Source organism: Streptomyces sp. NPDC051243 (genome assembly GCF_044455405.1).
Classification (GTDB): domain Bacteria; phylum Actinomycetota; class Actinomycetes; order Streptomycetales; family Streptomycetaceae; genus Streptomyces.
Window position 1 is genome coordinate 715,174 of sequence record NZ_JBITES010000002.1, and the last position, 23,172, is coordinate 738,345.

The following is a 23,172-nucleotide window of genomic DNA, read 5'->3' on the forward strand; positions in this document are numbered from 1 at the left end:
CGACACGTACAACCGCACGTACATACGCACGTACGGCCCGTCGCGGGTGGGTTATCCACAGGCGGCGGGCCGCTCTCATGCCCAGCCGATAGTGTGGTCGCTCGTCCGGGACGCACCGTTGTCCCCTCGGGGCACAGGCGTCCACCGCAGTCCATCGAACCGGGGCCCGTACCTCGATGTCCGTGCACAGCCACCCGGCAGCCCAGCACGACTCCGCTGCCGCACCTGAGTTTCCGCGTCATGTGGTGACCGCGGTGCTCGTCTCCCATGACGGCGCCCGCTGGCTGCCCGACGCGCTCGCCGGGCTGCTCGGCCAGGAGCGCCCCGTCCAGTTCGCCGTGGGTGCCGACACCGGCAGCGCGGACCACTCCGCGCAACTGGTCACCGACGCCCTCGGCGCCGACCGCGTCCTGCACCTCGCCCGGCGCACCGGGTTCGGCCAGGCCGTCGAGGAGGCCAACCGCACGGCCCCGGTCCTCACCCCCGACGAGCTGACCTATCTGAAGCGGCCGAGCGGCTGGGACCCCGTCACGCGCACGTGGCGCGACGACGCCTACGACCTGCCGGAACTCCCGCACGGAGAGCCGGTGCAGTGGCTGTGGCTCCTGCACGACGACTGCGCCCCCGAACCCGACGCACTCGCCCAGCTGCTGCGGGTCGTGGACAACGAGTACGAACTGGGGCGGGACGACGTCGCCGTCGTCGGCCCCAAACTGCGCGGCTGGTACGACCGACGGCAGCTCCTCGAGGTCGGCGTCACCATCGCCAACTCCGGCCGCCGCTGGACCGGCCTGGACCGCCGCGAACAGGACCAGGGCCAGCACGACCACGTCCGGTCCGTGCTGTCCGTGTCCACCGCCGGCATGCTCGTCCGGCGGGACGTCTTCGAACAACTCGGCGGCTTCGACCGACGGCTGCCCCTCATGCGCGACGACGTCGACCTGTGCTGGCGCGCCACCGCCGCCGGACACCGCGTCCTCATCGCCCCCGAGGCGGTCGTACGACACGCCGAGGCCGCCTCCCGCGAGCGCCGCACCGTCGACTGCGTGGGCCGCACCGCCGCCTCCCCGCACAAGGTCGACAAGGCGGGCGCCGTCTACACCCTCCTGGTCAACACGCGTACGGCCGTGCTGCCCTGGGTCCTGCTGCGCCTCGTCCTCGGCACGGTCCTGCGCACCCTCGCCTACCTCGTGGGCAAGGTCCCCGGACAGGCCCTCGACGAGATCCGCGGCCTCATGGGCACGTTGCTGCGGCCCGAGCGGATCATCGCCGGGCGGCGCAGGCGCGGGAATCCCGTCATCGACAAGGGCGAGCTACGGGCGCTGTTCCCGCCGCCCGGCGCGACCGTGCGGGCCACCGTCGAGCAGGTCGCGAGCAGCGTCGTGGGCCGCTCCGACCCCGAGGTGGCCTCCGGAGCGGGCCGGCACGGCGGCGCGATCGAGTCCGGGCCCGGCGGCGACGACGCCGACTTCATGGAGATAGAGCAGTTCGCGCGCCTCAAGCGCATCGCCCGCAACCCCGGTCCGATGCTCTTCCTGGTGCTCCTGTTCGTCTCGCTCATCGCCTGCCGCGAACTCCTCGGCGGCGGCGCCCTCGCGGGTGGCGCGCTGCTGCCCGCCCCGGCCGACTCCGCCGAACTGTGGTCCCGTTACCTGGACGCCTGGCATCCGGTCGGCGCCGGTGACACCCCGTCCGCGCCGCCGTATCTCGCGATCGTGGCGATGCTCGCCTCCACCCTGCTCGGCTCGACCGGGCTCGCGGTCACGATCCTGCTGGTCTGCTCCGTGCCGCTGGCCGGGTTCACCGCCTACTTCGCCTCCCGCCCGCTCGTCGAGTCCCGCCTCCTGCGCGCGTGGGCGGCCGTCGTCTACGCCTTCCTGCCCGCCGCCACGGGCGCCCTTGCCGGCGGCCGCATCGGCACCGCCGTACTCGCCGTCCTGCTGCCGCTCATCGCGCGCGCGGGCGTCGCGGCGAGCGGACTGGCGAACAGTCCCGGCGCACGCGGCAGTTGGCGCGCGACCTGGGCGTACGCACTGCTGCTGACGATCACCACGGCCTTCACGCCGATCGTCTGGCCGATCGCGCTGGTGCTCGGGCTCGGGCTGCTCGCCGTGCGGCGCACCGACATCACCGCGTACGGCCTGCGCTTCCTCGCCCAGTTCGGCGTGCCCCTGCTGGTGCTCGCGCCCTGGTCGCTGTCGCTGCTTCCGTTCGGCTTCTTCCAGGAGGCCGGACTGGAGTACGGCTCCTCGACCGCCTCCGCCCTGGACCTGCTCGGCGCCAACCCCGGCGGGCCCGGCACCGTCAGCGGACTGATGCTCGTCGGCGTCGTACTGGCCGCCCTGGCCGCCCTGCTGCGCTCCGAGCGCCAGTTCGGCATCTGGGCCGCCTGGGCGGTCGCCCTGGTAGGCCTCGTCTTCGCGGTCCTGTCCAACAGCTCCACCTGGGCCGGCCCCGCGACCCTCGTCTACGGCGTCGCCCTCCTGGCCGCCGCGCTGCTCGGCGCCGACGGGGCCCGCTCGCGCGTGGCCGAGCAGAGCTTCGGCTGGCGCCAGCCGGTCGCCGCCCTCGTCGCCTTCGCCGCGGCCGCCGGCCCGCTGCTCGTCGCCGCCGGCTGGATGATCCGCGGCGCCGACGGACCGCTGGAGCGGCGCGACCCCGTACAGGTGCCCGCGTTCGTCGCCGAGGACGCCGGCAACCGCGACCAGGCCCGCACCCTCGTCCTCGACAGCGAGTCCACGGCCCAGGTCGGCTACATGCTCGTCCGTGGCTCCGGCGCGCGTCTCGGCGACGCCGAACTCGCCGCCGCCGACGGGGAGAACGCCAAGCTCGACAAGATCGTCGCCAACCTCGTCGCCGGCTCCGGCGCCGACCAGGCCGACCAACTGGGCGCGTTCGCGGTGCGCTACGTCCTCGTCCTCAAGGGCGCTCCCCGCGACGTCACGCGCGTGCTGGACGCCACGCCGGGACTGGAGCGGCTGAGCGAGCAGAACGGCAGCGCGCTGTGGCGGGTCGACCGGCAGGTGTCGCGGGCGGCCATCGTCTCCGAGGCCGATTCGGGGTCCGGCTCGGCCGAGCCCCAGCCCGTCGCCGCCGGGCCCGTCGAGATCCACACCACGATTCCCGCCGGCACCGAGGGACGCGTCCTGCGCCTCGCCGACAGCGCCGACGACGGCTGGACGGCCACCCTCGACGGCCGGCCGCTCACCCCGACGACGGTCGACGGCTGGGCCCAGGGCTTCGAACTCCCCTCCGGGGGCGGCAGGCTGGACGTCACCTACGACGACCCGATCGGCCACACCGCCTGGCTGTGGACCCAGGGCTTCCTCGCCCTTGTCCTCGTCGTGATGGCCCTGCCCGGACGCCGCCGTGACATCGACGACGACCTGCCCGAGGAGCAGGCCGTCCCGGCCGAGGCCATGGCCGGCGAGGGACGGCGAGCCCGCCGCCTGCGCGCCCAGGCCGAGACCGAAGAGTCCGGTCAGGAAGGGGAGTTCCCGTCTCCTCCCGCGGAGGAGACCGCCGCGGCGATTCCGCAGCAGCAGTCCTACGGCGACTGGAACACCCCCGGCTACGCGGGCGCCGCCGAGTACGGCGGCTACAGCGGCGAGCAGTACGCGGACGGCCGGCAGTACCCGCCGGGCGGCGCCTACGACCAGTCCTACCAGGCGGATCCGTACCAGGGCGGCCAGTACGACCCCTACGCGTACGGCGGGCAGTCCCAGGCGGGGGCGTACGACACGTCGTACGACGCCTCCTACGACCAGACGTACCAGCAGGGTTACGACGCCACGTACGACCCGGCGCAGCCGCATCCGCACGGCAGTGAGCGTTCCGACGGGAGCCAGCAGTGAACCGCACGACCCTGTCCCTGATCGCCGGTGTCACGGCCCTCGCGGCCATAACCGGCGTCGCGGCGCTCACCACGCCGGACGCGTCCGGGACGAACACCGCCAAGGCGGCCGCCGAGCTGCCCGTGGAGCGTTCGAGCCTGGTGTGTCCGGCGCCGAGCACCTCGGACCTCGCCGAGACGACGTACACCTCGTTCACACCCGTCACCAAGGGGACGGGGAGCGAGGGGAAGGCGGAACTGCGGTCCGGTGCGCTGGAGTCGGGCGGCGCGACGGACGCCAAGGGGGAGAAGGCCGACGCCACGGACAAGGCCGGCAAGCCCGTCCTGGCGGCCAAGGAGCCGGGCACGCCGGTCACCGAGGACGTGTCCGGGTCGGACTCACCGGCGCTCATCGGGAGCGCCGACGGGAAGTTCGCGCCCGGCTGGACCGTGCAGGAGAGCACGGAGGTCGCGGCGGGCACGGGTCGTGGGCTGCAGGGGGTCAACTGCACCGCACCGGACACCGAGTTCTGGTTCCCGGGCGCCAGCACCGCGGCCGACCGTACGGACTACGTCCATCTGACCAACCCCGACGACTCCGCCGCCGTCGTCGACATCGAGCTGTACGGCAAGGACGGTGCCCTGGAGGCGACGGCGGGGGAGGAGTACACCGTTCCGCCGCGCTCCGACGATCCGATCCTGCTGTCGACGCTCACCGGTGAGAAGCAGGAAAACGTGACCGTGCACGTGAGTGTGCGCAGCGGCCGGGTGGGCGCTTCGGTGCAGGCACTGGACGACAAGCTGGGCGGGGACTGGCTGGCCGCGTCCGCCGACCCGGCGGGAAGCCTCGTGGTCCCCGGCATCCCGAAGGACGCCAAGGCCGTGCGGCTCGTCGCCTTCACACCGGGCGACACGGACGCGGATTTGAAGGTACGGCTCGCCTCGCCGTCCGGGGAGATCACACCCGCCGGGAACGAGACGTTGCACGTCAAGGCGGGTATGACCAGTGCGGTCGACCTCGGTGACGTCATGCGGGGCGAGCCGGGATCGCTGGTGCTGACGCCCACGGATCATGCCGTACCGGTGGTCGCGGCGGTGCGGGTGGTCCGTGGGGAGGGCGCCAAGCAGGAGACGGCCTTCATCCCGGCGAGCCGACCGATCGCCGCGCGGGCGACGGTGGTCGACAACAGGGCGAAGGGCACGACCCTGTCCCTCACGGCGCCCTCCCGATCGGCCGAGGTCAAGGTCACGGCGTCCGCGGGCAGCGAGGGCGGCACGGCGTCCTCAAAGACGTACACGATCAAGTCCGGGACCACACAGGACGTGGAGATCCCGGTCCCGAACGGCTTGAAGGGCACGTACGCGCTGACCGTCGAGACCGTGTCGGGCGGCCCGGTGTACGGCGCTCGGACGCTCGCGGTGACCTCGGGGGGCGTACCGGCCTTCACGGTGCAGACACTGCCGGACGACCGGGGGATGGTGGCGGTGCCGGAGGCGGACGAGGACCTGTCGGTGCTGCAGAAGTAGGCCGTCAGCGGGCGCCCAGCCGAACCGCGGCCGCCGCGCGGCACCCCGTAGCGCCGGGCTGCGCACCCACCTTCGGCCCACACCGACGCCGGGCGCCTCGCGGCCGACGGCATCAGTCCTCGCCGTAACGCCGACCCCGACGCCCTCAATCCTCCCCGTACCGCGGATCCACCGTCTCCGGCGTCAGCCCCAGCAACTCGGCCACCTGCTCCACGACCACCTCATGCACCAGCGCCGCCCGCTCGTCCCGCCCCTTGGTGCGGATCTCCACCGGCCGCCGGTAGATGACGACCCGCGCCGGCCGCCCCTCGCGCGCAGGGATCGTCCCGCCGAGAGGCACCGCCTCGTCGTTCCAGGTGCGGCCAGGACCGTCCAGCCGAGGCACCTCGAGGACCAGGAAATCGATGTCGGCGAGCTGCGGCCACCGGCGCTCGAGGCGTTCCACGGAGTCCTGCACGAGGTCGGCGAAGGCGTCGGCACGGCTCGCGGCGAGCGGGACCTGGGGTGGTGCGATCGGGCCGCGCATGCCCCGCCCGTGACGATCACGGCGGCGGGGCCCGGGGCCGACGGCACGGGGCGGTACGGGGGTGTCCATCACTGGTGAAGGGTAGTCCTCGCGACGGGCGCGTGTCCGAGCGGCGTGTGGTGGCGGGGGCGGGTGTCCGTCCGCCGGTACGGCATGTCGGCAGATGACCATTCCAGCCAAGGTTGGGCTCGATTCCGCTTCTCTCCGAGACCGACGAGCTCGAGGTAAATGTTGGGGTTTGTAGCGAGTGGTGACCGGTTCGGAACGCGTTCGGGATCTCGGAACAGGGCTTCCGCGCAGGTCAGTGGAGTGGGACGGAAGGGGCGTGTGGGGTGTTTCACAGCACGACACGGGGGAGTGACCTGGGGGAGAGTCGTCGCGGCCCGCTCAAGAGTGCGGTACCGTCCAACGTCGTGAGCCCTGTACGTCGCTGTTCGCGCACCGCTTGCGGCCGTCCCGCCGTAGCGACGCTGACGTACGTCTACGCCGACTCGACCGCGGTCCTCGGCCCGCTCGCCACCTACGCCGAACCCCACTGCTACGACCTGTGCGCCGAGCACTCCGAGCGCCTCACCGCCCCTCGCGGCTGGGAGGTCGTGCGGCTGCTGGACGGCTCTGCTCCGGCCCGCCCGAGCGGCGACGACCTGGAAGCGCTTGCCAACGCCGTGCGTGAGGCGGCCCGTCCGCAGGAGCGGGCGGCCGAGGCCGGTGGGGGTGGCGGGGCGCGCGGCGCCGACCCCATGGAAGTCGCACGGCGGGGCCATCTGCGAGTGCTGCGTTCGCCCGACAACTGACGGTCGTTTTCCTCCCTTTGCGGGCTCCTTTCCGTGCCCGTCTTCCCTCGGCGGGTCCTTTCCTGCGCCTGTGCGGCCCTTCCCTGAGCGCTCGCTCCGAACCCGTTTCGTTGAGTGACGCACAGGCATTGACGCGCGCTTGGCGCGGACACGACCATTCCGTATGCCGGAACGAGAAATCGCTTTCCGCATGGCGAAATCCGGGGAGGCGCCCGTGTACGTCCAGAAACTGGAACCCGTCGCCGACTCGCTCGGCCTGTCCGCACTGGTGGCCGCCCTGCCGCTGGTGATCGTCCTCGTCCTGCTGGGCGGGGTCCGGACGAAGGCTCATCTGGCGGGGCTCACGGGGCTTCTGGCGGCCGTACTGGTCGCCTGGCTCGCGTACGGCATGCCACTCGACCAAACGCTCTCCAGCGCCGCCCAGGGCGCCGTGTTCGGGCTGTTCCCCATCCTGTGGATCGTCGTCAACGCCCTGTGGGTGTACCGGATGACCGTCCGGACGCGTCATTTCGACATCCTGCGGCGGTCGTTCGGGCGGCTGTCCGACGATCCGCGGATCCAGGCGCTCGTCGTAGCGTTCTGCTTCGGAGCCCTGCTGGAGGCCCTGGCCGGCTTCGGGGCGCCGGTCGCGATCTGTTCGGTCATGCTGGTGGCGCTCGGGTTCGAGCCGGTGCGCGCGGCGGTCGTCGCACTGGTCGCCAACACGGCGCCCGTGGCCTTCGGAGCGATGGGCACACCCGTGGTGACGCTGGCTCAGGTCACCGGACTTCCGCTGGACGACGTGGCCTCCGTGGTGGGGCGCCAGACGCCCTTGCTGGCCCTGGTCGTGCCGCTCGTGCTGGTCGGGCTCGTGGACGGGCGGCGCGGGCTGCGGGAGACCTGGGTGCCCGCCGTGGTGTGCGGAGTCGCCTTCGCCGTCGCACAGTTCGCCGCCTCGAACTACGTCTCCGCCCAACTCGCCGACATCGGCGCCGCCCTGGCCGGTGCGGGCGCCCTGGTCGCCGTACCGCACGCGCGCGTGCCCGCCGCCGAGGCCGTACGCGCGTCCGTGCTGACCGGGGCGCGGAGCGAGGAGCTGGACGAGGACGACCCGCCGCGAGAGGTCGTGCGGGCGTATGCGCCTTACGGGTTGATTGTCGTGATCTTCTCCATCGCGCAGATCCCCGTCATCAAGGACTGGCTGGCCGGGGCGACCCAGACGTACGACTGGCCCTTCCTCGACGTCGCCGACCCGGACGGGGAGCCGGTCGGAGGCAATGTCTTCAGCTGGCCGATCGTGTCCACCGGCGGCACGCTCGTGCTGCTCGCCGGGGTCTGCACGGCGGTCGTACTCGGGGTGCACGCGCGCGTGGCGCTCAAGGAGTGGGCCTCGACCGTGCACGAGTTGAGGTACGCCATCCTCACCGTGACGTCGGTGCTGGCGCTCGCGTACGTCATGAACCTCTCCGGGCAGGCCGCCACCATCGGCTACTTCGTGGCGGCGGCCGGCGCCGGGCTCGCGTTCCTGTCGCCGGTGCTGGGCTGGTTCGGGGTGGCCGTGTCCGGGTCGGACACCTCGGCCAACGCGCTGTTCGGCGCCCTGCAGGTGACGGCGGCCCGGGAATCGGGGCTGTCGCCGGAACTCCTGGCCGCCGCCAACAGTTCAGGTGGTGTGCTCGGCAAGATGATCTCGCCGCAGAACCTCACCATCGCGTGCGCGGCCGTGGGGCTCGCGGGCCGGGAGGGCGACCTGCTGCGACGCGTCCTGCCGTGGAGTCTTGGCCTGCTGCTGGTGATGTGTCTGATCGTGGTCGGACAGAGTTCACCGGTGCTGGACTGGATGCTTCCCTGACGTCCGCGCTGACCTTGAGGTTACGGCTCGGGGTCCACTCAGTGGGCACACAGCGCACTGTCAGTGAGGGCGGGTAGTTTGGGGTGACCGACAGGACTTTCAGGAGGGTTGGCCGTGGCCGCTGATCTGTCACAGCTCGTGAAGGCGTACGACGTGCGCGGGGTCGTCCCCGACCAGTGGGACGAGCCGCTGGCCGAGCTCTTCGGGGCCGCCTTCGTGCAGGTGACCGGCGCGAGCGCGATCGTCATCGGGCACGACATGCGCCCCTCGTCGCCCGGCCTGTCCCGCGCCTTCGCGCGCGGAGCCGCGGCGCAGGGTGTCGACGTCACCGAGATCGGCCTGTGCTCCACCGACCAGCTGTACTACGCCTCGGGCGCGCTCAACCTGCCGGGCGCGATGTTCACGGCCTCGCACAACCCCGCCCAGTACAACGGCATCAAGATGTGCCGCATCGGCGCGGCCCCGGTCGGCCAGGACACCGGCCTCGCCGAGATCCGCGAACTGGTAGAGGGCTGGACCGAGTCGGGCGCCCCGCAACCGGCTGCGAAGACGGGAACGATCACCCAGCGGGACACGTTGCAGGACTACGCGGCCCACCTCCGCTCCCTCGTCGACCTGACCTCCATCCGCCCCCTGAAGGTCGTCGTCGACGCGGGCAACGGCATGGGCGGCCACACGGTCCCCACGGTCTTCGCCGGCCTCCCCCTCACCGTCGTCCCGATGTACTTCGAACTGGACGGCACCTTCCCGAACCACGAGGCGAACCCGCTGGACCCGGCGAACATCGTCGACCTCCAGAAGCGCGTCCGTGAGGAGGGCGCCGACCTCGGCATCGCCTTCGACGGCGACGCCGACCGCTGCTTCGTCGTCGACGAGCACGGTGCCCCGGTCTCCCCGTCCGCCATCACCGCCCTGGTCGCCTCCCGTGAGCTCGCCAAGCACGGCGGCAAGGGCACGATCATCCACAACCTGATCACCTCCTGGTCGGTGCCGGAGGTCGTCGAGGAGAACGGCGGCACTCCGGTGCGCACCCGCGTCGGCCACTCCTTCATCAAGGCCGAGATGGCCAGGACCGGCGCCATCTTCGGCGGCGAGCACTCCGCCCACTACTACTTCAAGGACTTCTGGAACGCCGACACGGGCATGCTGGCCGCCCTCCACGTCCTCGCGGCCCTCGGCGGCCAGGAGGGCCCTCTCTCGTCGCTGGTCGCCCAGTACGACCGCTACACCGGCTCCGGCGAGATCAACTCCACGGTCGCCGACCAGGCGGGCCGCCTGGCAGCCATCAAGGCCGCGTACGAGGGCAAGGAGGGCGTGGAACTGGACGAACTCGACGGCCTGACCGTCACGGCCGCCGACTGGTGGTTCAACGTCCGCCCGTCCAACACGGAGCCGCTGCTGCGCCTGAACGCGGAGGCGCGCGACGAGGCGACGATGGCGAAGGTGCGGGACGAGGCGCTGGCGATCATCAGGGGCTGAGCCCAAGAAGGCTCACCTCTAGGCGCCGGTCGGCATGTCCCAGCCCGTCCGGCGTTCGAGGACGAGGCCCTTTCGGGGCCGAAGCGGGGGTCTGGGGGCGGCAGCCCCCAGAAAGGGCCGGGGTCGAAGGGGCAGCGCCCCTGGGGGATGGGACGGGCAGGGGCGGCGGGGGCGAGAAATCCAAACGCGCACCCCCACTCGCTCCACCCCCGCGTCCCCCACTCGCCCCACCCCCACTCCCGCACCCACCTCCCCGCCCTCCCCGCCAACCCCGGCACCCCGCCCCCACCGGCGGTACGCTGACCAGGCACATCCGCACACACGCACGCACCGCACCCACCCACCCCAGAAGGGACCCCTCATGCCCCTGGAAGCCGCCCTCCTGGAGATCCTCGCCTGCCCGGCCTGCCACGCCCCCCTCAAGGAGCAGGACGCCGAGCTGATCTGCACCGGCCAGAACTGCGGCCTGGCGTACCCGGTCCGCGACGGCATCCCCGTTCTGCTCGTGGACGAGGCCCGCCGCCCCGCATGACGCGAGGCGACGGCCACCGGCGTAAGGACGCCAAGGTCACCGTCGTAGAGGCGCCACGCCGACCGGCGTGAACACGCCCGCCCACCGGCGCAGAAACGCCACGGACACCGTCGTAAAGACCTCCGGGACACCGTCGTAAAGACCTCCGGGTCACCGTCGTAAAGACCCAGGGTCACCGGCGCCAAGACGACCGACCACCGCACCCGTGCTCCCGAAGCCGAAGCAGCCAGTCCCCGCCCGCGCACCCTCAAGCCGCCCCCACCGGCACCCCGGCGAACACACCCGCGCAAGACACCCGCCCCGCCCCACAAGACCCGGCGATCGGAGGCTGTCGCCCATGCTCGACGAATCGCTGCTCGACGCGCCGGAGGCGCTCGCCGAGGCCGACAACCGCGCCCTGCTCCGCGGCGCGGCCGAGGCAGGCGCCCGCGTCCGCACCGCCGCCCGGCACGCCGCCGAGGCCGGCGTCAACGACCTCAAGCCCGACGGCCGCCCCCGCGCCATCCTCATCGCGGGCCCCGGCGCCGCCGCCATCTGCGTCGCCGACCTCCTCGGCACACTCGCCGGCGCCACCAGCCCCGTCACCCGACTGGCCCCCTCCGGCGTCGCTCCCGCGGCGGGCGCCCTGCGCTGGGAGCTCCCCGGCTGGGCCGGTTCCGTGGACCTGGTGCTGATCACCACCCCCGACGGCAGCGAACCCGGCCTGAGCCTGCTCGCCGAGCAGGCGTACCGCCGCGGCTGCACGGTCGTCGCCGTGGCCCCCGCCCGCTCCCCGCTCACCGAAGCGGTGCACGACAACCACGGCCTGTTCGTACCGATGGCGACCGCCCCGTACGAGCAGGACACGCCCCTCGCCGCCTCAGCCCCCGGAGTCCTGTGGGCGCTGCTCACACCGCTCCTGGCCCTCCTGGACCGCACCGGCCTGCTCACCGCCCCGCCCGAGGCCCTGGAGAAGATCGCCGACCGCCTCGACCACATCGCCGAACGCTGCGGTCCCGCCATCGCGACCTACAGCAACCCCGCCAAGACCCTGGCGGCCGAACTCGCCGACGCGCTTCCCCTGATCTGGACCGAGGGCGTCTCCGCCGGCCCGGCCGGCCGCCGATTCGCCGCCGCGCTCGCCGAGCTCTCCGGCCACCCCTGCCTCGTCGCCGAACTGCCCGAGGCGCTCGCCTCGCACAGCGCCCTGCTCGCCGGCCGGCTCGCGGCGAGCGCCGACCCGGACGACTTCTTCCGCGACCGCGTGGAGGAGACACCGGCACTGCACGCGCGCGTGGTGCTGCTGCGCGACCGCCCGATCGGCGGAATCACCGCCGCGCCCGCCGCCCGCGACCTGGCCCTGAGCCACGACACGCCGATCAGCGAACTGGAACCGGAGGCCGGCGGCGAACTCGAGACGCTCGCGGAACTGATCGCCATCACGGATTTCGCCGCCGTTTACCTGGCGCTCGCCTCGGGAGCCTGATCTATCCCAGGACGCCCTGACAGCCGTACCCACAAGGAACCGGCTGTCGTACCCGGGGTGAACCACGGTGAACCCGCGTCCTACCGAAGACAGCCCACGAGAACCCGCGCCGTCCGCACAGAGAGCAGGCAGACAACCGCATGGACCGCCTCGACAACACCGTCCGCCCCTACGCCTGGGGTTCCACCACCGCGATCCCGCAGCTCCTAGGCATCGAGCCGACCGGCGAACCGCAGGCGGAGATGTGGATGGGCGCGCACCCGGGCGCACCCTCGCGCACCGGGCGCGGCACGCTCGTCGAGGTCATCGAGGCGGACCCGGAGCGGGAACTGGGCGCCGCGGCCGTGGCGAAGTTCGGCCCCCGCCTGCCCTTCCTCCTGAAGATCCTCGCCGCCGGCGCCCCGCTCTCCCTGCAGGTGCACCCGAACCTGGAGCAGGCGAGGGAGGGTTACGAGGACGAGGAGCGCCGCAACATCCCCGTGGACGCGGGCCACCGCAACTACAAGGACGCCAACCACAAGCCCGAACTGATCTGCGCTCTCACCGAGTTCGACGGCCTGTGCGGCTTCCGCGACCCCGCCGAGGCCGCCGACCTGCTGGACGGCCTCGGCGTCGACTCCCTCAAGCCGTACGTCGACCTGCTGCACGCCCACCCCGAGGACGCGGCCCTGCGCGAGGTGCTCACCGCGATCCTCACCGCCGACCCGGACGAGATGGCAAGCAGCGTCGCCGAGGCCGCAGCCGCCTGCTCCCGCCTCGGCGGCGACTACGCCCCGTACGCCGACATCGCCCACCACTACCCCGGCGACCCCGGCGTCATCGCCGCCATGCTCCTCAACTACGTCCGCCTGCAGCCCGGCGAGGCCCTGTACCTCGGCGCCGGCATCCCGCACGCCTACCTCAACGGCCTCGGCGTCGAGATCATGGCCAACTCCGACAACGTCCTGCGCTGTGGCCTCACCCCCAAGCACGTCGACGTCCCCGAACTCCTGCGCATCGTCCGCTTCGCAGCGGGCGACCCGGGCGTGCTGCGCCCGGAGGCCGCCCCGGACGGCGAGGAGGTCTACGAGACCCCGATCGACGAGTTCCGCCTGTCCCGGTACGTCCTCCCGGAGGGCACCGTCGCCCACGACCTCACGCGCGCGACCCCGCAGATCCTGCTGTGCACCGCGGGTTCCGTCCGCGCGGGGGAACACGAACTGACCCCCGGCACCTCCGTCTTCGTCCCGGCGGGCGAAAAGGCCGAAGTGTCCGGGGCCGGTACGGTCTTCCGGGCCACGGTCGTCGCCTGACCGAGGGCATCCGACGACCCGGCGCGCCGTTGTCCGACCGGGCTGCAACAATGGCCCACCGGCAAAGGACGGGCAAAGCCGAAGACGGGCGAAGCCTGCGGCAGACGACGGGCGAGTCCTCTGAACAGAGCCCGTTGACAGGCGACGTCCTGCACGGCGTACGCACGCAGACGAAGGCGAAGGGACAACGCGACACATGAGCGCGTCAGGCGGTACCAAGGCGATCGTGGCGGCACTCGCCGCCAACCTCGCGATCGCGGCATCGAAATTCGTGGCGTTCGCGTTCAGCGGTTCGTCATCGATGCTCGCCGAGGGCGTGCACTCGCTCGCCGACTCCGGCAACCAGGCACTGCTGCTGGTCGGCGGCAAGAAGGCCCAGCGCGAGGCGACCCCGCAACACCCCTTCGGCTACGGCCGCGAGCGCTACATCTACGCCTTCCTCGTCTCGATCATCCTGTTCTCGGTCGGCGGCATGTTCGCCCTCTACGAGGGCTACGAGAAGATCAAGCACCCGCACGAGATCGAGCACTGGTACTGGCCGGTCGGCGTCCTCGTCTTCGCGATCATCGCCGAGACCTTCTCCTTCCGGACGGCCATCAAGGAGTCCAACGTCCTGCGGGGCAAGAAGTCCTGGAAGGAGTTCGTCCGCCACGCCAAGGCCCCCGAGCTGCCCGTCGTCCTCCTGGAGGACCTCGGCGCGCTGGTCGGCCTGATCCTCGCCCTGGGCGGCGTCGGCCTGGCCCTGATCACCGGCGACGGCGTCTGGGACGGCATCGGCACCATCTGCATCGGCATCCTGCTCGTCCTGATCGCGGTCGTCCTGGCCATCGAGACCAAGTCGCTGCTGCTCGGCGAGTCCGCGGGCGTCGAGGAGGTCCAGAAGATCGAGGCGGCCGTCGTCGACGGCGAGGCGGTCACCCGCATCATCCACATGCGCACGCTCCACCTCGGCCCGGAGGAGCTCCTGGTCGCCGCCAAGATCGCCGTCCGCAGCGAGGCCACGGCCGCCGAGATCGCCTCCGCCATCGACGCCGCCGAGGCCCGCATCCGCGAGGCCGTCCCGATCGCCCGCGTCATCTACCTCGAGCCCGACATCTACAGCGAGGCGGAGGCGGCCAAGGGCGCCGACCGCGACGCGACGCCCGGCGGACCGACGCCGCACGACGCCGGGCACTGACGCCGACTCACACAGAAGGGGCCCACCGGAATCCCGGCGGGCCCCTCGGCCTTCTCCTGCGGCCGCTCCGTCAGACCTGCACCGCCCATGGCGGCGGGGGCGGCACCACGGCCCGGGCCCTACGCCGGACGACGAGGGCGGCGATACCCAGCCCGATGCCGACAAGCACCAGCACCACGCCGATCACCATCGCGGTTCCGAGCACCGCCGGCACGGTGTAGTCGTCGAGCACCCGCCCCCGGATCGCGGACACCGGAAGCGTCCCGCCGTGGTCGTCGAGGAAGGCCCGCGAGTCCCGCGAGTTCGCGCGGTGGTCGCCCAGCATGAACAGCCGCCCGTCGGGGACCCGCACGTCGTAGCGCGGGGGGTACCCGCCGTGCACGTCCCCGCCCTTCACATACGGCTCCTCGAGCGGCTTCCCGTTCACGGTGACACGGGCGTCCGTCGCCGCTCCCGTGCAGCACGCCACACGGTCACCGCCCACGCCGACGACCCGCGCCATCAACAGCCCGTCGAAGCCGTACCGGTCCGGCGCCGAGAACAGCACGACATCCCCGCGCCGCACCTCACTTCCGTCGATCCGCTCGTAGAAGAGCCGGTCGCCCGGCCCGTACGTCGGCGTCATGCTGTCGCTCGACACGACGGACCCACCGAAGGCGTACCGCGCGTAGCCGAAACCGCCCAGCCCCAACAGCAGCCCAATCAGCCCCACCACGACGGCTGCTATCCCCAGTCCCCGCCCTTTGCCCGCCATCACGTCCCCCTCCACGCGGCCCGTCCGCGGGCGCTGAGGGTAGCGGATCACTGTGTACAGGCCGTGCGGGCCAACCTGACCAGGGCCGCGCGCGACTGCGGGCCTGCGCCCCGACCGCGGGCCTGCGCCCCGACCGTGGGCCCGCGCCCCGACCGCGGGCCTGCGCCCCGACCGTGGGCCCGCGCCCCGACCGCGGGCGCGGACCCGGCCCGGGCGCAGACCCGGCCCACGGTTACCCGACCTCGCGCAGCACCCCGAGGACGGCCGATTCGTCCGGCGCGGCCAGCAGCCGCTCCCGGAACCCCGCGTCCGTCAACTTCCGCGACAGCAGCGCCAGAATCCGCAGATGCTCGTCACCCGCGGCCGCCTCCGGTACGGCGATCATGAACACCAGCCTCGCCTTCGTACCGTCCAGCGAGCCCCACTCGACGCCCTGCGCCGACCGCGCGAAACCGACGACCGGCGCGGTCACCGCATCGGTCTTGGCATGCGGAATCGCGATCTCCTCACCGAGCCCGGTCGTCCCCTGCGCCTCCCGCCGCAGCGCGGTCGCCACCAGCTCGCCGACGTCCGCGACCTTCCCGGTGCGCGCCAGCAAGTCGGCCATCTCACGGATCGCGGACTCCTTGTCGCCCGCGCCGAGTTCGACCTTCACAGACTGCTCGGTGAGATGACCGGAGAGGACCTCGGCCCGGGCACCACCGGCATCCGCCGTTTCGCTTGCCTCTGCCCCATGGACGACCCGCTGCCCTACGACGGCACCGGCGGCACCCGGCACTTCGCCGACGGCACCGGCTCCGGGCCCTCCGACGCCCGCCCCGACCAGCACTGGCTCGGCCCCGGCCGTACCCGCACCGACGACGGCCTCCCCGCGCCGCTTGCGCTCACCGAGGTCGACCAGAGCGACCGTGGTCAGCGCGGTGACGACCGAGCCGATCACCACGGCCACGAAGAACATCGGCACGCCGCTCACCGCGCCCAGCACGGCCACGATCGGCCCGCCGTGCGGCACCGCGTCCTCGACGCCCGCGATCCCGGCGACGGCGCCGGCGACCGCGCCGCCCAGCATGTTGGCGGGGATGACCTGGGCGGGTCGCGCCGCGGCGAACGGGATCGCTCCCTCGGATATGCCGAAGCAGCCCATGAACAGCGAGGCGAGCCCCGTCTCCCGCTCCTGCTCGGTGTACAGCCGCTTCCGGATCAGCGTGGCCAGGCCCTGACCCAGCGGCATCACGGGGATCGCGGCCGCGCACATGCCCATGACCGTCTGGTTGCCGGTCGCGATGAGCCCGGCGCCGAACAGGAACGCCGTCTTGTTGACCGGCCCGCCCATGTCGAACGCGATCATGAGCCCCAGGATCGCGCCGAGCAGCACGGCGCTGGCGCCCGTCATTCCGCTCAGCCAGCTGGTCAGATGCTCGAAAACCCAGGAGATCGGCTTGCCGATGACGTAGATGAAGAACAGCCCGAGCGCCGTCGTCGCCACGATCGGGATCACGATGATCGGCATGATCGGCTGCACGAACTTGGGGACCTTGACCTTCTTGATCCACAGCACCAGGTACCCGGCGAGGAACCCGGTCACGATCGCCCCGATGAAGCCCGCCCCGGCCTTGGAGTCGTACAGCTCACCGGTGTTGGCGATCCAGCCACCGATCATGCCGGGCACGAGGGCGGGCCTGTCCCCGATGGCGTACGCGATGTACCCGGACAGGATCGGCACCATCAGCGTGAAGCCGATGACGCCGATGTTGTTCACATCCATCCAGAAGGAGTCCTTCGGGATGACCAGACCGCCCGACGGGTCCGTGTGCCCGCCGAGCGAGAGCGAGATCGCGATCAGCAGCCCGCCGACCACGACGAACGGGATCATGTAACTGACCCCGTTCATCAGCGCCTTGTAGCCGACGCTCCGCTCCTTGCCGCCGCCGGCCGCGGAGGCCGTGGGGGCGCCCCCTGTCGTGTGCACGGGCGCCGACAGCACCTGCTCGATCAGCCGCTCCGGGTGGTGAATGCCCTCCGCCACCCCGACGGTGAGGACCCGCTTGCCGACGAAACGGCTCAGGTCCACGTCCTTGTCCGCGGCGACGATGACGCCGTCCGCGCTTTTGACATCGTTGTCATCGAGGACATTTTCAGCCCCGATGGATCCCTGGGTCTCCACCTTCATCTCGATACCGCGGCTCTCGCCCGCCTGCGCGAGCTTCTCAGCCGCCATGTACGTGTGGGCGATGCCGGTCGGGCAGGCGGTCACCGCGAGCAGCTTCAACCGCTTCCGCTCGCCACCACCGCCCGTGGGGGGAGGGCCGGCCGGACTGGTCACATCGATCTCCTAACGCCTTTGTCATGCGGAAACGCCGTCCCGGACGTCCCGCAAGATCGATCAGTTGTTCAGATCTCCTCGGATCTCCTGGGCATCCTGCACCACCTCGCCGCAGGCTCAAAGGCCGGAAGACCCCCAATACTCCTGGTTCGCCGCCTCCCGCCCACCCTTCGTTGGTGTCCCGTTATCGCTCCCGCCCATCACCCCCACACCCGTGCGCCATCCACCCGCCATCACCCCATGAACAACCCCCGCCCCACCCGACCACAGCCCCTTGATGGCGCGATCTGTACGCAGGCGGACTGGGGCCGCCCGGACCTCCCGGTGTAGCTTGGGACAGAGCCAGACGTCGCTGCTGATGGCGGTCGGGCGGTCCCGACACGGACCGACCGAGGGAGAGAGGGCCTCCGACGGACTGCGCTGCGCGTACGCGGGCATGCCTGTGTCCTCTTCGGGCACCCCTGTGTCCGCCGCCGCGCAGACCAGCCGTACCCACCCTCGACCCAACCCCGAGGAGCAGCTCGTAATGACGACTGTCGAGAACCGACAGGACTTCAAGGTCGCCGACCTCTCCCTGGCCGAGTTCGGCCGCAAGGAGATCACCCTCGCCGAGCACGAGATGCCCGGCCTGATGGCGATCCGCAAGGAGTACGCCGAGGCGCAGCCGCTGGCCGGCGCCCGCATCACCGGCTCCCTGCACATGACCGTGCAGACCGCCGTCCTCATCGAGACCCTGGCCGCCCTCGGCGCCGAGGTCCGCTGGGCGTCCTGCAACATCTTCTCCACCCAGGACCACGCCGCCGCCGCGATCGCCGTCGGCCCGAACGGCACGCCCGACAACCCCCAGGGCATCCCGGTCTTCGCCTGGAAGGGCGAGACCCTGGAGGAGTACTGGTGGTGCACGGAGCAGGCCCTGACCTGGCCGAACACCCCCACGGGCGGCCCGAACATGATCCTGGACGACGGCGGTGACGCCACCCTCCTCGTTCACAAGGGCGTCGAGTACGAGAAGGACGGCAAGGTCCCGGACGTCGACACCGCCGAGTCCGACGAGCACCGCGTCATCCTCGAACTCCTGCACCGCACCATCACGGACGGCTCGCAGAAGTGGACCCAGCTGGCCTCCGAGATCCGCGGCGTGACCGAGGAGACCACGACCGGCGTCCACCGCCTGTACGAGATGCAGCGCGACGGCACCCTCCTGTTCCCGGCGATCAACGTCAACGACGCCGTCACCAAGTCGAAGTTCGACAACAAGTACGGCTGCCGCCACTCCCTGATCGACGGCATCAACCGCGCCACCGACGTCCTCATCGGCGGCAAGACCGCGGTCGTCTGCGGCTACGGCGACGTGGGCAAGGGCTGCGCGGAGTCCCTGCGCGGTCAGGGCGCCCGCGTGATCGTCACCGAGATCGACCCGATCTGCGCCCTCCAGGCGGCGATGGACGGCTACCAGGTCACGACCCTCGACGAGGTCATCGACAAGGCCGACATCTTCATCACCACGACCGGCAACAAGGACATCATCATGGCCTCGGACATGGCCAAGATGAAGCACCAGGCCATCGTCGGCAACATCGGCCACTTCGACAACGAGATCGACATGGCCGGCCTCGCCAAGGTCCCGGGCATCGTCAAGGATGAGGTCAAGCCGCAGGTCCACACCTGGACCTTCCCCGACGGCAAGGTGATCATCGTCCTCTCCGAGGGCCGCCTGCTGAACCTGGGCAACGCCACCGGGCACCCGTCGTTCGTGATGTCCAACTCCTTCGCGGACCAGACGCTGGCCCAGATCGAGCTGTTCACCAAGCCCGACGCCTACCCGACGGGTGTGTACACGCTGCCCAAGCACCTGGACGAGAAGGTCGCCCGCCTCCACCTGGACTCGCTCGGCGTGAAGCTGACGACGCTCCGCCCCGAGCAGGCCGCGTACATCGGCGTCGAGGTCGAGGGCCCGTACAAGCCGGACCACTACCGCTACTGAGCCGAACCGCCACCGGACCGACTCGTCGTCGCCGATCGGCGTGAGCCAGGTTGCCGTGCGACCAAGTTCGTAAGGCGTACGGCAACCTCCGGCGAACGCGGTCCGCATGGTGGCTCCCGGCGGGCGCGCCCGCGCACTGGCGCGTCCCTCAGCAGCAAGTCCTCAGAGGCAGGCCCCCGCACCCCCGTGCCGGGGGCCTGCCCCTTTGGCTCATGCGGCCCGTTGGCCGTGTGGCCGGACCAGCCCGTCAAGACCCAGGACCCCGATGCCCCGCGGCCGCTATTCGCTCCATGATCCGCACGATCACACCCCCCTCGCAGACGAGCACTTCCACTGCGCCCCCGGCCCTTCCGGCTGGCGCTACGTCTCCCAGCTGACCACCCCCGCGGGCGATCACAGCGGCTCCGTCGACCTCGCCCTGGACGAACTCGGCCGCCCCATCCGTCTCGAACTCCACGCCGGAGGCTGGCAGGTACGCGGTGCCGCCCTCGACGGCGTCACCTGGGTCCGCACCGACCCCACCGGGGCTCACGCCACGGAAGGCAATGTGCGCGCCCATGCCTTCACCGGAACATCCCCCGCGTTCCTCATCGCCACCACTCGTCTCCTGCGCCTCACCCCCTCCGCCTCGGCAACCCGCGTACGCCTCGTGGCCTTCACGGACCCGGTCCTCGCCCCGCGCACCGTGGACCAGTCCTGGGCCTTGGTGAACAGAGAAACACACGCCACTGACAACGCCCCCCTGACCGTGGACGAATACCAGGTCACAGCCCTGGACACGGGCGAACAGCACGCCGTACACATCGCGGGCGACGTGGTCCTCGCGGCCCCCGGCATCGAACTGGAGGACCTGGAATCACCGCCGTCCACGTTCGCTTGAGCGAGGCCGCGCAGACGGGTGGACAGCAGACGGGTGGACAGCAGACGGGTTGGCAGCAGACGGGTTGGCAGATGAGTCGATGGGAAAGCCGGGCGGGGAAGTAGGCGGCCCGGGAGCGGGCCGGGGAGCCGGGAAGATCGCATGCCCGGTGCGGGGCCACGCGGTGCTGGACCACGCGACCGCCAGTTCGTCGCGGCGCCCCGCGCTGGGCACAGACGCCCCGCGCTTGGTGCGGAAAGGATCTACGCCGGTGGTACGAACCCGGTCGCGCGCCCGTCGGCCGAGGCCGCGTCCTGCGGCGCGGGGGCCTCTTCGACGAGGTCCCGCGGTACGGGGGAACGATCCCCCACCGCTCCGCCTCCCGACTGACCGCCGACCGCAGCCGCCCCCGCACCGTGCGCACCGGGGGGAGGCACAGCAGCGGGTGGGACGACCGGCGGGCCGTACGGTCCCGATGCACCAGCGGCAGGCCCGGCCCCGCCCACCACAGCCCCGGCGCCACCCGCAGCACCGACACCAGCAGCCGCCCCCGGCCCGTTCCCGAAGGTGCGCCGAGCCTCTCGCGTCTGCCGTTCCTGCAGAACGGCCGCCAGAAACGCGGCCGGCGGCACGCCTTGCGGCGCCGGGGTACCGGTCCGCGCCGCGAGGTCCGTCGCAAGCTGTTCCGCCATGCTCCAGCTGACCTGCGGGTCGAGTTGCCGCATGCGCGTCAGGTACTGGCGAATCGCGAGCCACAGCCCATCGGGAACCGCCGACAGGTCAAGCCCCGAGAACCGTCCGGCCAACCAGGGCGGAGGCGGGGGAACGAAGCCCGTCCGCGCCAGGGGCACACGCTCCCGCACGACAAGAGTCCCGGCGAAGACATCACCGAGCCGCCGACCGCGAGCGGACACCAGCGAAGCGATGACGGCGACGACACCGAGCGTCATCAGAATTTCGATCACCCCGATGAGACCCCGCACCAACGCGTGCCGGAACCGGATCGGCCCGCCGTCGTCACGAACCACGCGCAGCCCGCACGCCAACTTCCCCAGCGAACGTCCATGGCTGAGGGTCTCCACCGCGATCGGCCCGCCGACCAGCAACAAAACGAACATCGCGATCGACAGCGCGGTCTGCGCAGCCTCGTCCAAAGAGGCGGTGGCAGCCACCACGCCAATGGTCACGGCGATATAGGCGATCACGACCACGGCCAGATCGACCAGGACGGCCAGCGCCCTGCTGGGCAGCTTCGCGGGGCGCAACTCGAGCGCCACCGCCTCACCCGTCACCAGCTCACTCACGCCATTCATCCTTCCCCTGACCTGCCCCTCGAATGGCCAGTCTGCCAAGCTGAGGGCGCATCGCGTCGCAGTACGACAAGCTGACATCCACGACGAGTCGCCGACGAACAGCCGGGGAGCAGAAAAGCAGATGGACCTCGACGTCTTCGTCACTGCCCACCGAGCCGAGTGGGACCGCCTCGAAGCCCTGCTCGGGCGCCAGCGCCGTCTCACCGGCGCAGAAGCCGACGAACTCGTCGCCCTCTACCAGCGCACGGCCACCCACCTCTCCCTGATCCAGTCCAGCGCCCCCGATCCGCAGTTGACGGGCCGGCTCAGCCAGCTGGTGGCACGCGCGCGTAGTGCCGTGACAGGCACTCGACGCGCCTCTTGGCGCGACGTCACCCGCTTCCTCGCCCACGGTTTCCCGGCCGCGGTCTACCGTTCGCGGCACTGGTGGGTACCCACAGCACTCCTCTCCACCCTCGTCGCGGCTCTCCTGGGCTGGTGGATCGGCACCCACCCCGACGTACAGGCGACCATCGCGGCTCCCAGCGAACTCCGCGAGCTCACCCGCCCCGGCGGCCAGTACGAGACGTACTACTCCAGCCACCCCGCGGCCTCTTTCGCCGCCCAGGTCTGGACGAACAACGCCTGGGCCGCCGCCCTCTGCCTGATCCTTGGTGTCTTCCTCGGCCTCCCGGTCCTCTGGATCCTCTTCCAGAACATGCTCAACCTCGGTGTCGGCTTCGGCCTGATGTCCTCGGCAGGACGCCTGGACACTTTCCTCGGCCTTGTCCTGCCGCATGGTCTCCTCGAACTGACCGCGGTCTTCGTAGCCGCCGGCACCGGCCTGCGCCTCGGCTGGACTCTCATAGACCCCGGCCCCCGCACCCGACGCTCAGCCCTTGCAGAGGAAGGCCGAGCCGCGATCGGCATGGCGATAGGCCTCGCCCTGGTTCTCTTCGTCTCCGGCGCCATCGAAGGCTTCGTCACTCCCTCGGGCCTACCGACATGGGCTCGCATCAGCATCGGCGTCGTCGCTGAGCTTGCCTTCCTCGCATACGTCTATGTCCTCGGCGGCCGTGCCGCCCGAGCCGGAGAGACGGGCGACGTCGAGGCGGCCGAGCGCAGCGCTGCCGTTCCAACGGCGGCCTGATGTGCGGACACCCCCGTTGAACTGCTAGTCTCCTCTTCGCCCCACAAGAGCCGTTGACACGGAGCGACTGGGGAGGTAGATTCGAACAGTTGCCTGGAGGTGGACCTAGTCCAGCCGGGCGGAGCGAGAATCTATCTGCTTCGGTGGAACATCGATTCCCAAGAAGCCCCACCCGATGATTCGGAAATGAGTGGCTGGTCAGTCCGGTCCGGAACTTCTGATAAAGTCGGAATCGCCGGAAAGGGAAACGCGAGAGCGGGAACCTGGAAAGCACCGAGGAAATCGGATCGAGAAAAGATCTGATAGAGTCGGAAACGCAAGACCGAAGGGAAGCGCCCGGAGGAAAGCCCGAGAG

General features: G+C 71.3%; 16 protein-coding genes. 12 read left to right on the plus strand and 4 right to left on the minus strand.

Annotated features, from left to right (window positions below; translation table 11 throughout):
* Nucleotides 1-176 precede the first annotated feature (176 nt).
* Complete coding sequence (locus tag ACIBAG_RS07210) at nucleotides 177-3,854, plus strand: glycosyltransferase family 2 protein (protein WP_399101887.1); 3,678 nt, start codon at nucleotides 177-179, stop codon at nucleotides 3,852-3,854.
* Complete coding sequence (locus tag ACIBAG_RS07215) at nucleotides 3,851-5,359, plus strand: DUF5719 family protein (protein ID WP_399101889.1); 1,509 nt, start codon at nucleotides 3,851-3,853, stop codon at nucleotides 5,357-5,359. Before ACIBAG_RS07210 ends, ACIBAG_RS07215 begins: the two co-directional genes overlap by 4 nt.
* A 145-nt stretch (nucleotides 5,360-5,504) precedes the next feature.
* Here ACIBAG_RS07215 and ACIBAG_RS07220 read toward each other — a convergent pair whose 3' ends face one another.
* Complete coding sequence (locus tag ACIBAG_RS07220) at nucleotides 5,505-5,954, minus strand: metallopeptidase family protein (protein WP_107050031.1); 450 nt, start codon at nucleotides 5,952-5,954, stop codon at nucleotides 5,505-5,507.
* A 344-nt stretch (nucleotides 5,955-6,298) separates the two neighbouring features.
* Between ACIBAG_RS07220 and ACIBAG_RS07225 the strand changes: the two genes are divergently transcribed.
* The 7 genes from ACIBAG_RS07225 (at nucleotide 6,299) to ACIBAG_RS07255 (ending at nucleotide 14,455) form a co-directional block, all read left to right on the plus strand.
* Nucleotides 6,299-6,679 carry a DUF3499 domain-containing protein gene (locus ACIBAG_RS07225; protein ID WP_399101891.1) on the plus strand — a complete coding sequence of 127 codons (381 nt, stop codon included), beginning with the start codon at nucleotides 6,299-6,301 and terminating at the stop codon, nucleotides 6,677-6,679.
* A 214-nt stretch (nucleotides 6,680-6,893) separates the two neighbouring features.
* Nucleotides 6,894-8,510 (plus strand): L-lactate permease, encoded by a 1,617-nt coding sequence (locus ACIBAG_RS07230; protein ID WP_399101976.1) that lies wholly within the window; start codon nucleotides 6,894-6,896, stop codon nucleotides 8,508-8,510.
* A 114-nt stretch (nucleotides 8,511-8,624) separates the two neighbouring features.
* A complete protein-coding gene (locus tag ACIBAG_RS07235; RefSeq protein ID WP_399101893.1) occupies nucleotides 8,625-9,989 on the plus strand; it encodes a phosphomannomutase/phosphoglucomutase in 1,365 nt (454 codons plus the stop codon).
* Nucleotides 9,990-10,350: 361 nt separating this feature from the next.
* Nucleotides 10,351-10,521, plus strand: coding sequence for a Trm112 family protein (locus ACIBAG_RS07240; RefSeq protein ID WP_399101895.1), 171 nt, complete (start codon nucleotides 10,351-10,353; stop codon nucleotides 10,519-10,521).
* A gap of 337 nt (nucleotides 10,522-10,858) precedes the next feature.
* On the plus strand, nucleotides 10,859-11,986 hold the full coding sequence (locus tag ACIBAG_RS07245) for an SIS domain-containing protein (RefSeq protein ID WP_399101897.1): 1,128 nt from the start codon (nucleotides 10,859-10,861) through the stop codon (nucleotides 11,984-11,986).
* A gap of 140 nt (nucleotides 11,987-12,126) precedes the next feature.
* Nucleotides 12,127-13,278 (plus strand): mannose-6-phosphate isomerase, class I, encoded by a 1,152-nt coding sequence (gene manA, locus ACIBAG_RS07250; RefSeq protein ID WP_399101899.1) that lies wholly within the window; start codon nucleotides 12,127-12,129, stop codon nucleotides 13,276-13,278.
* Between the two features lie 196 nt (nucleotides 13,279-13,474).
* Complete coding sequence (locus ACIBAG_RS07255; RefSeq protein ID WP_399101901.1) at nucleotides 13,475-14,455, plus strand: cation diffusion facilitator family transporter; 981 nt, start codon at nucleotides 13,475-13,477, stop codon at nucleotides 14,453-14,455.
* A 70-nt stretch (nucleotides 14,456-14,525) separates the two neighbouring features.
* On the opposite strand, the gene lepB is transcribed toward ACIBAG_RS07255, so the two are convergent.
* Together lepB and ACIBAG_RS07265 are read right to left on the minus strand one after the other, a co-directional pair.
* Nucleotides 14,526-15,170: a signal peptidase I gene (gene lepB, locus ACIBAG_RS07260; RefSeq protein ID WP_399101903.1), complete on the minus strand. Its 645-nt coding sequence runs from the start codon at nucleotides 15,168-15,170 to the stop codon at nucleotides 14,526-14,528.
* Nucleotides 15,171-15,441: 271 nt separating this feature from the next.
* Nucleotides 15,442-17,532, minus strand: coding sequence for a fructose-specific PTS transporter subunit EIIC (locus ACIBAG_RS07265; RefSeq protein WP_399101905.1), 2,091 nt, complete (start codon nucleotides 17,530-17,532; stop codon nucleotides 15,442-15,444).
* A 526-nt stretch (nucleotides 17,533-18,058) separates the two neighbouring features.
* On the opposite strand from ACIBAG_RS07265, the gene ahcY reads away from it, so the two are divergent.
* Both ahcY and ACIBAG_RS07275 read left to right on the plus strand, forming a co-directional pair.
* On the plus strand, nucleotides 18,059-19,516 hold the full coding sequence (gene ahcY / locus ACIBAG_RS07270) for an adenosylhomocysteinase (protein WP_399101907.1): 1,458 nt from the start codon (nucleotides 18,059-18,061) through the stop codon (nucleotides 19,514-19,516).
* 265 nt (nucleotides 19,517-19,781) lie between these two features.
* Complete coding sequence (locus ACIBAG_RS07275; RefSeq protein ID WP_399101909.1) at nucleotides 19,782-20,396, plus strand: hypothetical protein; 615 nt, start codon at nucleotides 19,782-19,784, stop codon at nucleotides 20,394-20,396.
* 242 nt (nucleotides 20,397-20,638) lie between these two features.
* Here ACIBAG_RS07275 and ACIBAG_RS07280 read toward each other — a convergent pair whose 3' ends face one another.
* Nucleotides 20,639-21,679 (minus strand): RDD family protein, encoded by a 1,041-nt coding sequence (locus tag ACIBAG_RS07280; RefSeq protein WP_399101911.1) that lies wholly within the window; start codon nucleotides 21,677-21,679, stop codon nucleotides 20,639-20,641.
* Nucleotides 21,680-21,809: 130 nt separating this feature from the next.
* Here ACIBAG_RS07280 and ACIBAG_RS07285 point away from each other — a divergent pair, with 130 nt between their 5' ends.
* Entirely contained in the window at nucleotides 21,810-22,817 is a 1,008-nt protein-coding gene (locus ACIBAG_RS07285; protein WP_399101913.1) for a stage II sporulation protein M, read from the plus strand.
* Nucleotides 22,818-23,172: the final 355 nt, after the last annotated feature.

Coding starts and splice junctions, on each gene's coding strand:
- manA (WP_399101899.1), top strand. CDS start 12,127: ATGGACCGCCTCGACAACACCGTCCGCCCCTACGCCTGGGGTTCCACC.
- ahcY (WP_399101907.1), top strand. CDS start 18,059: ATGACGACTGTCGAGAACCGACAGGACTTCAAGGTCGCCGACCTCTCC.
- ACIBAG_RS07220 (WP_107050031.1), bottom strand. CDS start 5,954: ATGGACACCCCCGTACCGCCCCGTGCCGTCGGCCCCGGGCCCCGCCGC.
- ACIBAG_RS07285 (WP_399101913.1), top strand. CDS start 21,810: ATGGACCTCGACGTCTTCGTCACTGCCCACCGAGCCGAGTGGGACCGC.
- ACIBAG_RS07240 (WP_399101895.1), top strand. CDS start 10,351: ATGCCCCTGGAAGCCGCCCTCCTGGAGATCCTCGCCTGCCCGGCCTGC.
- ACIBAG_RS07275 (WP_399101909.1), top strand. CDS start 19,782: ATGCCCCGCGGCCGCTATTCGCTCCATGATCCGCACGATCACACCCCC.
- ACIBAG_RS07255 (WP_399101901.1), top strand. CDS start 13,475: ATGAGCGCGTCAGGCGGTACCAAGGCGATCGTGGCGGCACTCGCCGCC.
- ACIBAG_RS07210 (WP_399101887.1), top strand. CDS start 177: ATGTCCGTGCACAGCCACCCGGCAGCCCAGCACGACTCCGCTGCCGCA.
- ACIBAG_RS07245 (WP_399101897.1), top strand. CDS start 10,859: ATGCTCGACGAATCGCTGCTCGACGCGCCGGAGGCGCTCGCCGAGGCC.